Origin of the sequence: Stutzerimonas stutzeri, from assembly GCF_013522825.1 — a bacterium.
Lineage (GTDB): Bacteria > Pseudomonadota > Gammaproteobacteria > Pseudomonadales > Pseudomonadaceae > Stutzerimonas > Stutzerimonas stutzeri_AK.
In genome coordinates, this window is record NZ_JAAMQZ010000012.1 from 21,270 (window position 1) to 34,655 (window position 13,386).

Consider the following 13,386-nt stretch of genomic DNA (forward strand, 5'->3'; position numbering starts at 1 on the left):
TCAACGCCCGAGCTTTTGGGAAAAAAGAGGGGGGAATGGCTCCCCCTCCTACGCTCAACGCTCAAGCCTTGCCATGGGGCAGTCAGCGAATCCCGCTGCCTGCCATGGATCCCGAAGTGAAGTAGTTGCCCGGGAAAGGATCGACTTGGTAGAAGCCGGTCATGCCCGGTGCAGCCATCAGCGAGCCATTGCCGTATACACCCTTGGTCATGTCGTACAGAACATAGTGGCCGTTACGGTAGGCGGGCTTCTCGTATTGCTGGACGGACAGTTGATACATCAGGTGATGCACCTTACCCGCCTGATCCAGGGAGTGATACGCCAGGATGGCCCAGCTATCCTCATCGATCAGGAAGCGCTTGACCTTTTGCACATGGCGCTCGCCCGGCTTGAGGGTGGCCTCGACCACCCACATGCGGTGCAGCTCCCAACGCAGAATGTCGGGGTTCAGGTGCTTCGGCGTATTAGCCAGTTTCGGATCGGCACTCCAGGCCTTGTAGGTGTTGTAAGGCACGTACATTTCCTTGCGCCCGACCAGTTTGAAGTCGAACTTGTCCATCTTGCCGTCGAAGCCGTTGATCTCATCGAACAGCAGGATGCCGCCACTGGCCGTACTCACCGTGTCGTACTTGAACTCCGGCGCCAGCCGGACACGGCGCTGCCCAGGCACATAGGACCAGGCCATGGCGTCACGCTGGTGGGTTTCCAGGAAGTTGAAGCGCATCTGCTTCACCCCCACCGAGGCAGCCGGTGCGGTGGTGGTGGCGATCAGCGCCCAGTAAGGCTGGTTGGCCGGCACCTTGTCGAGGCTGTTGTCCCAGAAGTAATTGCGGTTCTCGATCAACTGGATACTGGACAGCGTCACCCCACCCGAGCTGTCGATCAGATAGGCAGCCTGGGTACCCTCGGTATATGGCAGCTCAAACTTGGTATTGGCATTCCACATCACCTCGTAACCGCTCTTCGGCAGAGGGAAGGGAACCTGCGCATGAGCACCTTCCAGCCCCGGGGCGTCACCCACCAGACGCGGGTTCTTCACTCGACTGATGGTGTTGTCATATACCCACTGCGGGAAGCAGGCAGAGCGCTGAGTCGGATAAACGTCCACGCGGAAGCTTTCCGGATAACGCTTGAACAACTCCTGGGTACCTTCGTCCAGTTTGTCCTGATACTGGGCCATATTGGCTGCAGTGATGCTGAACAACGGTTTCTCGTTGCTGAAAGGATCGGCATAGGGCGAACCGCCCTTGGCCCCCATGATCGGCTTGTAATCGGCCGGTGCCGTACACAAACCACCATCCCAAGCAGGAATGCTGCCATCGGCATTGCCGGCCTTGATCGCCCCCATGGGCGTCAGGGTGGTGCCGAGCTGGCTGATTTCCTCATCCGTCGGCGTAGCGACAACCTGGCCGGCGAACAGTGCGCTGGCAACACCCAGCATGATCATCTTCTTGTAATTCATTGACCACTCCCTCGAATCAAGCGGGATAAAGAGTATCGACTAGAAGGTCGCCTTGTAGGACAAGGACAGCCAGCCGTGGTTGTTCAGCACCGCATCGCCACCGGTATGGTCGCTCGTGACGATACCCTGGGCCCGGTTGATCTTGTAGGGAGCATACGAGTCGGCCCAGCGCAAGGTGAAGTTGTGTACTCCGCGGTACTTGCCGGTGACACCGATCGAGTAGCTGTAGACATCCTCGCGTACACCCGCCATGGCCGGACCATTGCCATCCAGGCCATAGGCGAGGCTTGTCGGCATCGATACATCCCAACCGGGGAACAACTGAGGCCACTCGGGGGTGAAGCCCACCTGGACGCCCCAGGCATCCTTGGTGGTGCAGTAGGCCTTGGGCCCGGTGCAGCCGTAACCATAGCCGTTGAAGCGCCCTTCATTCTCGGTGATCTTGTCCAGGCGGCTGTAGGTCAGCTCGGCCTGCAGGGTCCCGCCGGTCCACAGAGGCGTTCTCGGCAGCAGGTAAATGCCATTTACCAGTGCATGCCAGGTATTGCCCCGCGCGCCTTCGGCTTCGCCATAGCTGGCCTCGGCCGCAGCACCGTTACCCCCCGCCAGCACGGTGTAGCCGGACGCCGAGTTCAGCGCGGTATTCTTGCGATAGGACAGCTCGCCCGCGAGGCTGATGGTGGCCAGGTTCTTGGTCAGGCTGAAGCCGTACAGCTCGGTGTCACGCGCATAATTCAGACGGATGGCATTGGGCATCCCCGCAAGCACGACACCAGGCGCCATCTCCCTCAGGCCAATCTGCGTGAAGCTCCACGGAACCTTCTCGTCGAACTTGCGGTAGTAGAGACCCGCCGTGCCGCCCAGCCACCAGGGGCTCCAGCGCAGGCTCAAACCAAAGTCGCCACGCTTCTTGCCGGGCTCCAGATCATCACCGTTTGGAATCCCTCCCGGCATCCCCACCGCGGGCGAAGCCCCCAGGTCGGAACGCGAACCGTCAGCCGGCGCGAAGAAACTGCCTGCCGGAATGGTACGGAAGGGCTTCCAGTCCAACAGGTACTGAGCTGAGAGAGAGAGCTCGTCAGTCAGCGAAATCTGCGTGGAGATCTGCTTGAGCGGGAGAAACAGTTCCTTGGCCTCGGAACCCGGGCTGGACGCAGCCTTGATGGTATCCACCGGCCCCTGGGAGTAGGCGATGCTGTTGCCGATGGAATACAGCGACTCGCCCCAGTAGACGTTGTGCTGCCCCGCCTTGAGGTTCACACCCACGCTGCCTACCTGAAAGCTGGTAAAGGCGAAGGCGTCAAGGATCTCTCCCGACAAGCCGGAGATATAGCGATTCGCATAGGAAGTGTAGTGGTCATTGGTGTAGTTGCCACTGCCCGCCAACTGCTTGTTCGGCTCCGACTTGCCCTGGTATGCCTCGTCATACCAGGCCGCAGCGCTCACACGCACGCCGTGGGCACGCTTCCACACCAGATCGAGCTCCGACAGCAGATCCACCCGGTTGGTCACCAGGTCGCCTCGGCCGAATTTATTCTCGGTATCGTCGTAGAAATGCGAGTTGGTGAAGTCCTTGTTTTTCCCTTCCATGCGCCAGCCCGCGGTGTAACGAACCGTATTATCCCAACGCGCCTCGAAATCCGGGTTACCAGTTTCGATCGCCATCGCATGCACGGAGCCGCTTCCGGTCGCGCCGAGAACCAATGCGATGGACCATGACAGCTTGGAAAGGCATGGACGGTCATTGGAACGACCGCGAGCACTTCTTGTATTTGCTTTGTTCACTTGGCTGCTCCGATTCAGATCGGTTTTTATTGTCGGCTTCGCCTCCTCAGCGAGGAGAATGAAGCACCGGCAGGGTAGAGAGCTCCTCAGCTTTTGGCGGATGCCTACCAATCAAGACTCTCGAGTCACAAGCTAACATATAGTCAGCTTTGCGCAAGGCTTTCCCTCAAAAAAATACCCTTCGGCGTTTTCGTTTCCAATCAGCCATTTAACGTTGGTGCCGAGACTGTCACAGCCCGCCACCCAATCCTCCCCCAGAAATACGCTTCCCCTGCCGAGCGATTGCGAACCATAAACCCAGTCATCGAGCCATTCAGAACCGAGCGCTGCGCAGCATGAAGCGTCCCTGCGAACTGAGGTCTTCTGGTCTCCCCCCCTCCTCCCCCTCTCAAAACTCGCACCAGTGACCGATTACAAACCATGGTGAGACTGGCGATTCACCGGAAAATCCTCTGGCGCCACACACATAACTGATATATTGTCAGCTATATGTCATAAACAAGCGCCTCGACGACAGCAGGATAGCGCCTGCCGGATATTCGAAGGTCAAGAGCGGATCTCCAAGGAGGCAAAAATGCCCGACGCTCCATACCCCCATCTGTTCCAGGAAATTCTCCTGCGCAACCTGAGAATCCCCAACCGCACGGTGATGGCTCCGATGTCCACCAACCTGGGCAGTCAGGAAGGTTTCGTGACTCCCGAACAGGTCGCGTTCTACCGCGAGCGCGCGAGCGGCGGCACGGGGATGATCATCGTGGAGTTCTGCTGTGTAGAGGGCGCCACCGGGCGTTCCGAGCATCGTCAGCTCACCCTGGAATCTCCCGCCCAGGTGGCTGGACACCAGCGTCTGGTGGAAGCCATCACCTCGGCCGGTTCCGTGGCCTGCCTGCAACTGCAGCACGGTGGCCGTGGTGCCAAGCGCGACCTGCTCGCCGATGGCATGCCCATCGCCCCCAGCGACGTCGCGACACGCTCCGGGCGCCTGATGGCGCGCGGGATGGATGACGCCGAGGTGGAGCGTCTGGTCGAGGCGTTCGGTCGCGCCGCCGAACTGGGGGTACAGGCCGGCTACCAGGCCGTGGAACTGCATGGCGCCCATGGTTACCTGCTCACGTCCTTCCTCTCGCCCTACTCCAACCAGCGCACCGATCGCTGGGGCGGGGACGAGGAGCGCCGGCTCGAGTTCCCCCGCCGGGTGATCCAGCGAGTACGCCAGAGCATCGGCGACCGCCCGCTGATCTTCCGCCTGTCTGCCGACGAGTTCACTCCGGACGGGCTGAGCATCGAGGACATGGAACGCATCGCACCCAAGCTGGCCGCCGCCGGGGTGGATGCCCTGCACGTTTCCATCGGTCTGGGCTGGACCAGCTTCGACAAGGTGATCGAACCCATGTCGACTCCCGAAGGTTGGCGCCTGCCCTACTCCCGGCGCATCCGCGCGGTGGTCGACGTACCGGTGATCACGGTCGGCCAGATTCGCTGGCCGGAAACCGCCGAACGCGCGATCCGCGAAGGCGACGCTGACATGATCGCCCTCGGCCGCCCCCTGCTGGCCGATCCACAATGGGCGAACAAGGCCCGACTTGGCGAGCGGGACGGCATCCGCCCCTGCACGTCCTGCAACTACTGCGTCGCCATCAGCTCTGCCGCCGACGGCGCCATCGGTTGCGCCGAGAACCCACGCACCGGCCACGAGCTGGACAGCCTGCCGGAAGCCGGCAACCTGCGCGGCCAGCGCGCCATAGTCATCGGCGGCGGACCTGGCGGCATGGCCGCGGCGCTGATGCTGCAACAGGCCGGCTTCGCCACCGAACTGCACGAGTCGCGCTCTGTCCTCGGCGGCGGCCTGATCGCCTCCGCTGCGCCCCCGTTCAAGGACAAGCTCACCTGGTACCTGGACTACCTACATCGCCAGCTCGAACACAGCAACGTATCGGTGCGCCTGGACAGCCGTATAGAGCTGGTCGATCTGGATGCCGGCGCAAAACCGGCCATCGTCATGCTGGCCACCGGCGGCCACGCCATCCGCATGCCCATAGATGGAGCCGACAACCCCATCGTCCGCGATGCCTACGACCTGTTGATGGGTGACAGCGCGCGCCTGCCGCTCGCGGTCGGCGAGAAGCCGGTACTGGTCTATGGCGGTGGCGAGACCGGTTGCGAAACCGCCGAACTGCTTAGCGAGCAGGGCCATGAGGTGGTGCTGGTAAGCCGCTCGCCGGCTGAGCAACTGGCTCGCTCGGCAGAGGTGATCTACCGCGGAGTGCTGAAACAACGCCTGCTGAACAACCCGCGCATCCGCATCCAGGACAACGCCAGCATCGAGCGTATCGACGCCGACGGTGCTGTGCTGCTGCGCCATCAGGACGGCAGCAGCAGCGAACTGCAGACCAGCGCCGTGCTTATCGCCCAGGGCCGACGCCCGGACGAAAGCCTGCTGCGCGGCCTGCTGGAGGCGCAACTGCCGGTCACCGTGATCGGCGACGCCCGGCGCGGCGGCCGCATCGGCGATGCGGTGCATGACGCCTACCGCGCCGTCCACAGCCTCTGTGCCAGCGCGGCGCCACTGCGCCCGCTGGCCTGCTGAACGAGAACAGCAACCCTGTCGAAGGAAATTGCCATGCAACTGCATCTCACCCCGGAAGACGAACGTTTCCGTGACGAAGTTCGCGCCTTCCTCAAGGCCAACCTGACCAGCGACGTGATTCGTCGCAGCCGCACCGGCATGCATCCGCCAAATGAAGACGACCGGCGCTGGTGGAACCGGGTGCTGCACGACAAGGGCTGGGCCGCCCCGCACTGGCCGCAAGAATATGGCGGCACCGGCTGGTCGCATATCCAGACCCATATCTTCGAGTACGAATCCTGGCTGGCCGGCGCGCCCGAGTTGCGTTGGCAGGGCCTACGCCTGATCGGCCCGGTGCTCTACACCTTCGGCAGCCCGGAACAGAAGGCCCGTTACCTGCCGGCCATCCTCAAGGGCGAGGAAATGTGGGCGCAGGGTTTCTCCGAGCCCGGCGCCGGCTCCGACCTGGCTTCGCTGAAGACCAGCGCGGTGGTGGACGGCGACCATTACGTAATCAACGGCCAGAAGCTGTGGACCACCGAGGGCCAGTACTGCGAACAGGGCTTTTTCCTGGTGCGTACCGAGAACAGCGATCGCCCGCAGAAAGGCATCTCGCTGATCATCATCGACATGCGGACGCCCGGTGTCACCGTGCGCCAGATCCCCATGATCAATGGCGAGGGTTCCACCTGCGAGGTGTTCCTCGACAACGTGCGGGTGCCGCGCAGCAACCTGATCGGCGAGCCGGGCAGTGCCTGGACCCAGGCCAAGTTCCTGCTGTCCAACGAACGCACGTCCAGTGCCGATCTGTACAAGGCGCGCGGTGACCTAGAGCGCATTCGCCAGATCGCCAGCCACGAGCTGAAGAACGGCCTGCCGCTGATCGAGGACGAGGGCTTCGCCCGCCGCTTCGCCATGTTGCGCCTGGAAGTGGAAGCCCTGGAATGGTCGGTGCTGCGCGTGATGCACGAGGCGCCGAGCCGCCACCCGATCGCAGCCTGCGCTTCGGTGCTCAAGGTGTGCGGATCGGGCCTGCAGCAGAAGCTCACCGAGCTGATGGTCGAGGCCCTGGGTCAGCGCAGCCTGCGCCAGTACCGCCGCGACGAGGCCTACGCCGAGCCGAGCGGCAACCCGTTGTGGCCGGCCTATACGGCCGGCGTCACCACCGACCTCATGTACCTGCGCGCCTGCACCATCTATGGCGGCGCCATGGAAGTCCAGAAAAACATCATCGCCAAACTGGCGTTCGGATTCTGACCATGAACTTCGAATTGACTGATGAACAGAAACTGCTCAGCGACAGCGCTGAGCGCTACATCCGCGAGAAATATTCCTTCGAGGAACGCCGGCACCTGTTCAAGAACCCCGAGGGTTTTTCCCGCCAGCACTGGAACGCCTTTGCCGAAATGGGCTGGCTCGCGCTGGACATTCCCGAGGACTGCGGCGGCCTGGGCGGCAGCAACCATGACCTGGCGCTGCTGATGGAACAACTGGGCGGCGGCCTGGTGGCCGAGCCGCTGGTGGATACCGCGGTGCTCTGCGCTCGGCTGCTGCGGGCCTGCGACAACGCCGAGCTGCGCGAACGCCTGCTCGGCCAGGTGGCGGCCGGCGAAGTGCTGCTGGCGCTGGCGCATCAGGAACAGCAGATGCGCCACGAATACGACGTCGAGGTGAACACCAAGGCCCGCCCTGTGGCCAACGGCTGGAGCCTGTCCGGCGTCAAGCACCGGGTGTTCCATGGTGCCAGCGCCGACCATTGGCTGGTCAGCGCCGAGATCGAAGGCACCGGTGACTTCGCCCTGTTCCTGGTAGACCGCCACCCCGTGGGAGCGGCCCTGGACAGCTATGAGCTGATCGACGGCACCCGCGCCGCCGACATCACCCTCGAGCATGTCGTGGTCCCCGAGGATGCCCTGCTGATTCGCGGCGATGCGGCTCTGGCGGCCCTGGATGAAGCCCTCGACCACGCCGTGCTGGCCATGAGTGCGGCGTGCCTGGGCTCGATGGAGTTCGTCATGGCGCTGACCGCGGACTACCTGAAGACGCGCGTGCAATACGGCAAGCCGCTGGCCCAGTTCCAGGCCCTGCAACACCGCATGGCGGAGATGTTCGTCGAGACGGATCAGGCGCGTTCCATGCTCTACAGCGCCATCCGCGCCGTGGAGTCCGGTGATCCCGTGCAGCGCCGTCTGGCGATCTCCGGGGCCAAGGTGATCGTCGCCCGCGCCCAGTACTTCGTCAGCGGCCAGGGCATCCAGTTGCATGGCGGTATCGGCACCACCGACGAGTACGCCGTGGGCCACCATTACAAAGCCGCCGTGGTCTACGACAAGCGCTTCGGCGACAACGAGTTCCACTTGGAGCGCTCCAACGCCGACCTCAGGGCCAGCGATGGCCAGCCGCTGCGAGGTGCCCTCTATGCGTGACTACCTGCCCCTGTCGTTCGCCGACGACCTCGACCAGCGCGCGCGCTTCTACGCCAACGAGCCGGCCTATATCCAGGACGAGCGCCGCATCAGCCACAGCCAGTTACGGGCCAGCGCGCTGCAGCTCGGCTCGGCCCTGTACAAGGCCGGCATCCGCCATCAGGACCGGGTCGGCATCCTGTCGATGAACTCCATCGAGTTCGGCGAAATCATGGCCGCCACCCAATGGGCCGGCTTTATCCTGGCGCCGGTGAACTTCCGCCTGGCACCGGCCGAGATCGCCAGCATCATAAACGACAGCAAACCCAGGCTGTTCTTCTTCGAGCAGCAGTACCAGGCGGTGATCGAGCAGCTCCGCGAGCAGTTGCCGTCGATCGAAACCTACGTCTGCATCGACGGCGAAACCGACTGGGCCATCAGCCTGGCCGCCTTCGCCGCCAGCGGTGACGAGACCGGCCCGCCGATACGCGCCAGCGAAGAAGACATCTGCTGCCTGATCTATACCAGCGGCACCACCGGAAAACCCAAGGGCGTGATCTGGGGCCATCGCGAGTACCGACAGTTGATCCAGGTCGATACCTGGCTGTGCGACATGCAGCAACCGGACGTGATCCTGATCGTCATGCCGATGTTCCACCTCGGCGGCATGGTCATCAGTCTGTCCCAGCATGTGCGTGGCGGCGCGGCCTACCTGCAGCGTCAGTTCGAGCCGCTAGATGTGCTCAAGGCCATCGAGAAGGAAAAGCTCAGCATCCTGCTGCTCGCCCCGACCATGGTGCAGATGGTCCTCGACCATCCCTATGTGGCCGAGGCCGACCTGTCCAGTGTGCGCACCATCATCTATTCCGCCGCGCCGATGCCCGTGCCGGTGCTCAAGCGCGCCATCGAAATCTTCGACGGCTGCGGCTTCGTCAACCTGTTCGGCCAGAGCGAGGTGTGCATGTTCTGCCTGTCCACCGAACATCATCGTCCAGATGGCGACGAACGTGACCGCAAGCGCCTGGGCTCGGTGGGCAAGCCCTACCCCAACATGCTGGCGCGGATCCTCGACGAAGACGGCAAGGAATGCGCGAACGGCGAACCCGGCGAGATCGTGGTCAAGAGCAGCGCGATGTTCCGCGGCTACTGGAACAACCACCCGACCACCCTGGAAACCCTGCGCGACGGCTGGTGCCACACCGGCGACATGGGCAAGTTCGACGAGGACGGCTTCCTGTATCTGGTCGACCGCAAGAAGGACATGATCATCACCGGTGGCGAGAACGTCTACTCCCGCGAGGTGGAGGAAGCCCTGCTGCAACATCCGACGGTTTCCGAATGCGCGGTGATCGGTGTCCCCGACCCCAAGTGGGGCGAGAACGTCTGTGCGGTGGTGGTGTTCAAGGCCGGGCAGCACGCCAGCGAAAATGCACTGATCGAACACTGCCGCAACCTGATCGCCAGCTACAAGAAGCCCAAGCAGGTGATCGCCGTCGAGGCGCTGCCCAAGCTGGTCACCGGCAAGATCAACAAGATCGAGCTACGCAACCTCTACGCCAGGCCGGCGCACTGATCGGGGTGTTCTCATGGATCTAGCCTTTTCCGCAGAACAGCAACTGCTGCGCGAGACCTGTGCCCGCCTGTTCGCCAGCGAGTCCAACCCCGCGCGCATCCGCGCCGCCGAGGCGAGCGGCTTCGATGCCGAACTCTGGCAGCACGCCGTCGAACTGGGCATCAACCTGCTGCGCACACCTGCCGCGCAGGGCGGCAGCGACATGGGCCTGCTCGAGGCGGCGCTGGTGGCCGAAGAAGCCGGTCGCCACCTGGCGTCGATCCCCCTGGCCGAAAGCCTGCCGGCGGCCCGCCTGCTGGCCCGGCTGGACAGCCCTGAAGCCAGCGTCTTGCTGGAAAAGGTTCAGCAAGGCGCCGTGATCAGCCTGCTGCCCTGCGCCCTGGAGGGTGATACTCCACGCCTGCTGCCGGGTGCCCACGGTGCCGAAGTGGTGCTGGCCATGGAGGGTAAACAGGTGCTCGCCCTCAGTGGTTCGGCGTTGCACAACCGACAGGCGACCCTGGGCAGCGACGGCAGTGTCGTGTTCGATGGCGCGCAACTGGCCAGTCTCGAACGCACCCACCTGGCCTCTGGAGCCGCCGCCCACGGCGCCTTCCTCGCCGCGGTCGAGGAATGGAAGCTGCTCAAGGCCGCCATGTTGGTCGGCCTGGCGCACCAGGCCATCCAGCTGGCCGCCGACTACTCTCGCGAACGTCAGCAGTTCGGCAAACCCATTGGCAGCTTCCAGGGCATCGCCCACCCGCTGGCCGACGCCCTGACCGAGGTCGATGGCGCGCAACTGCTGCTCTGGCACGCCATTGCGTCCATCGCCCACGGTGAGCCGGACGCCGCTGCCCAAGTGTCAATGGCCTGGTGGTGGGCCGGACAGTCCGCCACCCGTGCCGTAGCCCGCGCCCTGCACAGCTTCGGCGGCTACGGTGTATCGCTGGAATACGACATCCAGCTCTACTACCGCCGCGCTCGGGCTTGGTCGCTGCAGGCCGGCGATCCCGTGCGGGAACTGGACACCATCGCCGACCGGCTGTGGAGCCCGGCCGCCGACCAGCCCCTACCGCAAGCAGGAGAAACCACTCTGGAATTCGGCTATGGCCAGCAAGCCGCCGAGTTCGCCGAACAGGCCCGAACCTTTTTCCGCGCCAACCTGACCGACGAACTCAAGGCCCATGCGCACCACTCGGTGGATGGCTACCACGCCGCATTCAACCGGCAACTGGCCGATGCCGGACTGCTGTTCCCCCACTGGCCGACGCAATGGGGCGGCAGCGGCAAGAGCCCCTTCGACATGCACGCGTTGCAGGAAGTATTCGAGGAATTCGGCTGGCAGCGCATCACCGCACCGATCACCAACCAGGTCGCGCAGATCGTCATGCGCTTCGCCAGCGAGGAAACCAAGGCCGAGGCCCTGCCCCGCTTCGCCCGTGGCGAGGCATTGGCCTGCCTGGGCTTCAGCGAGCCGTCCTGCGGCTCCGACGTGTTCGCCGCCAAGACCCGCGCCACGCAGACCGCCGACGGCGACTGGCTGATCGAGGGGCAGAAGATCTTCACTACCGCCGCCAACCTGGCCGACTACTGCTTCCTGCTCGTGCGCACCGACCCGCAGGCACCCAAGCACGCCGGCCTGAGCCTGTTTCTGGTGCCGATGGACCTGCCGGGCATCGAGGTGCACCCGGTGCATACCCTGCAGGACGAACGCACCAATATCACTTACTTCAGCAATGTGCGAGTCCCCGACCGCTACCGCATCGGCGCCATCAACGCCGGCACCTCGGTCATGGCCGCCACCCTGGAGCTGGAGCACAGCGGCGACCAGTACCGCATCAGTTTCAGCAACATGTTCAGGCACGCGCTGGAATGGGCCCGCGCCAGCGGTCGCCTGGGCGAAACGGACGTGCGCCGCCGCCTGGCGCGGGTGGCGGTGCACACCACCATCGCCCGTGACCTGTGCTACCGCGCCACCTGGTCGGTGCTGGCGCAGGCCCCCGACCGGGCCGCCTATGGCCCCATGTCCAAGCTGTTCTCCACCGAGCAGTATCAGCGCGACGCCATCGACCTGATGGAACTGTGCGCACCCTTCTCGCTGCTGCAGAGCAACCATGGCCTGGGCCATGTGGAACTGGGCTACCGCCAGTCCATCGGCATGACGATCTATGGCGGTACCAGTGAAATCCACCGCAGCCTGATCGCCGAGCAGGGGCTGGGCATGCCGCGCTCGCGTACCTGAACCCGGCCCCTGCTGCCAGGGAAGGTGGCGCCCGGCCCATTCCCGAGGAGCGCTAATTGCGGTGGGAGCATCGCCGCCAGCGGTGCTGGCGACTTGGCTGATCCGTTCTCCATCGGCAAAAACCAATAACAAGAAGGGGAGCAACATGCTCAATCTATCGATGAAACCCACCGGCTGGTTCCAGATCGGCTGGAGCGGTGAAATACCTCCGGGCGGCGTGAAGCCGATGAAGTATTTCGGTCATGACATGGTTGCCTTTCGCACCGACGAGGGCGAGCTGTCGGTGCTCGATGCCCACTGCCCACATATGGGAGCCCACCTTGGCTACGGCGGCAAGGTCAACGGCAAGTGCATCGCCTGCCCCTACCACGGCTGGGAATGGGGCACCGAGGGGCAGAACACCCTGATCCCCGGGGAGGAACGCAAGATCCCGAGGAAGATGCGCAAGTTCCATGTGCTCGAGCGCCACGGCATGATCTTTCTCTGGCACGACCCGTCCTGCGGCGCTCCGCGCGAGGGCTGGGAGTTGCCGGATCTGTTCGACCACCCGGAGCTGCCGGCCGACCCCAGGGATTTCTATCCCTGCTACCCGGACAACATCGTGTTCAAGCCGAATGAGCGCATCCACCCGCAGTTGATCACCGAGAACGCCGCCGACACCGCGCATTTCCGCTTTACCCACCGCGCGCCAGAAGACCCGGTGCTGCTCGAGTTCGATACCAGCACCACGGTATGGAAATCGCAGATGGGTTTCCTCAGCAAACGCACCAGGGAAATCGCCTTGCGCCTGCATGCGCGCAATGCCGGGGTCGGCCTGTCCTTCACCATCTTCGAGCATGGCACGCTGGGCCGTCGCTTGGTGCTGTCCTGCACCCCGGTGGACGACGAAACCTCCGACCTGCGGGTCAGCTACTTCTTCCCCCGCGACCGGCTATCGCCGGACGTCATGCCCCAGCACCTGCGCGAACTGTCGGCGCAGACCGAGGAACTGTTCGAGGAAGACGCGCGCATGTGGCGCCACCAGAAATTTCGCCAGCAACCGATCTTCGCCAGGCGCGATGTCGCCGGCTATCGCGCCCTGCGTGAATGGTGCGCGCAATTCTACGAGGCCGAAGGCTTTCCACGCGGTCCGCTGCGGGTCATGGAAGACGATCTGTAACAACCTGGCGGAATACCGGGAACCCTCGCTCCAGCATGACTACGCCCCCCAGGCCACCGCCATTCAATACTGACTAACAATCACCTATGGCATCGGCAACGGCGTTGAATCCAACGCCTGACGTCGATGCGTCCACGTCTATCTTCCCGTCACCCGCCTCCTGACGCATAGCCATTTTCAGCGCTCTACGCCTTGCCTGGCAAGCTCATGGCAAT

At 63.7% G+C, this 13,386-nt stretch carries 8 protein-coding genes; 6 read left to right on the forward strand and 2 right to left on the reverse strand.

Going from position 1 to position 13,386, the window contains the following annotated elements; all coding sequences use genetic code 11:
* Window positions 1-82 precede the first annotated feature (82 nt).
* Both G7020_RS09525 and G7020_RS09530 read right to left on the reverse strand, forming a co-directional pair.
* Complete coding sequence (locus G7020_RS09525; RefSeq protein WP_100548532.1) at window positions 83-1,462, reverse strand: DUF1329 domain-containing protein; 1,380 nt, start codon at window positions 1,460-1,462, stop codon at window positions 83-85.
* Window positions 1,463-1,501: 39 nt separating this feature from the next.
* The gene (locus tag G7020_RS09530; RefSeq protein WP_330165519.1) at window positions 1,502-3,247 is read right to left on the reverse strand and encodes a DUF1302 domain-containing protein; all 1,746 of its coding nucleotides are present in this window, start codon (window positions 3,245-3,247) and stop codon (window positions 1,502-1,504) included.
* A gap of 574 nt (window positions 3,248-3,821) precedes the next feature.
* On the opposite strand from G7020_RS09530, the gene G7020_RS09535 reads away from it, so the two are divergent.
* From G7020_RS09535 to G7020_RS09560, 6 genes are all read left to right on the forward strand, one after another.
* Complete coding sequence (locus G7020_RS09535; protein WP_058151188.1) at window positions 3,822-5,834, forward strand: FAD-dependent oxidoreductase; 2,013 nt, start codon at window positions 3,822-3,824, stop codon at window positions 5,832-5,834.
* 33 nt (window positions 5,835-5,867) lie between these two features.
* Complete coding sequence (locus G7020_RS09540; protein WP_100548534.1) at window positions 5,868-7,070, forward strand: acyl-CoA dehydrogenase family protein; 1,203 nt, start codon at window positions 5,868-5,870, stop codon at window positions 7,068-7,070.
* Between the two features lie 2 nt (window positions 7,071-7,072).
* Window positions 7,073-8,239, forward strand: coding sequence for an acyl-CoA dehydrogenase family protein (locus G7020_RS09545; protein WP_100548535.1), 1,167 nt, complete (start codon window positions 7,073-7,075; stop codon window positions 8,237-8,239).
* Window positions 8,232-9,791: a class I adenylate-forming enzyme family protein gene (locus tag G7020_RS09550; RefSeq protein WP_100548573.1), complete on the forward strand. Its 1,560-nt coding sequence runs from the start codon at window positions 8,232-8,234 to the stop codon at window positions 9,789-9,791. Before G7020_RS09545 ends, G7020_RS09550 begins: the two co-directional genes overlap by 8 nt.
* Window positions 9,792-9,804: 13 nt before the next feature.
* The gene (locus tag G7020_RS09555; RefSeq protein ID WP_100548536.1) at window positions 9,805-12,012 is read left to right on the forward strand and encodes an acyl-CoA dehydrogenase; all 2,208 of its coding nucleotides are present in this window, start codon (window positions 9,805-9,807) and stop codon (window positions 12,010-12,012) included.
* 145 nt (window positions 12,013-12,157) lie between these two features.
* Complete coding sequence (locus tag G7020_RS09560) at window positions 12,158-13,171, forward strand: Rieske 2Fe-2S domain-containing protein (protein WP_058151183.1); 1,014 nt, start codon at window positions 12,158-12,160, stop codon at window positions 13,169-13,171.
* Window positions 13,172-13,386: the final 215 nt, after the last annotated feature.

Coding starts and splice junctions, on each gene's coding strand:
- G7020_RS09525 (WP_100548532.1), bottom strand. CDS start 1,462: ATGAATTACAAGAAGATGATCATGCTGGGTGTTGCCAGCGCACTGTTC.
- G7020_RS09550 (WP_100548573.1), top strand. CDS start 8,232: ATGCGTGACTACCTGCCCCTGTCGTTCGCCGACGACCTCGACCAGCGC.
- G7020_RS09555 (WP_100548536.1), top strand. CDS start 9,805: ATGGATCTAGCCTTTTCCGCAGAACAGCAACTGCTGCGCGAGACCTGT.
- G7020_RS09540 (WP_100548534.1), top strand. CDS start 5,868: ATGCAACTGCATCTCACCCCGGAAGACGAACGTTTCCGTGACGAAGTT.
- G7020_RS09535 (WP_058151188.1), top strand. CDS start 3,822: ATGCCCGACGCTCCATACCCCCATCTGTTCCAGGAAATTCTCCTGCGC.
- G7020_RS09545 (WP_100548535.1), top strand. CDS start 7,073: ATGAACTTCGAATTGACTGATGAACAGAAACTGCTCAGCGACAGCGCT.
- G7020_RS09560 (WP_058151183.1), top strand. CDS start 12,158: ATGCTCAATCTATCGATGAAACCCACCGGCTGGTTCCAGATCGGCTGG.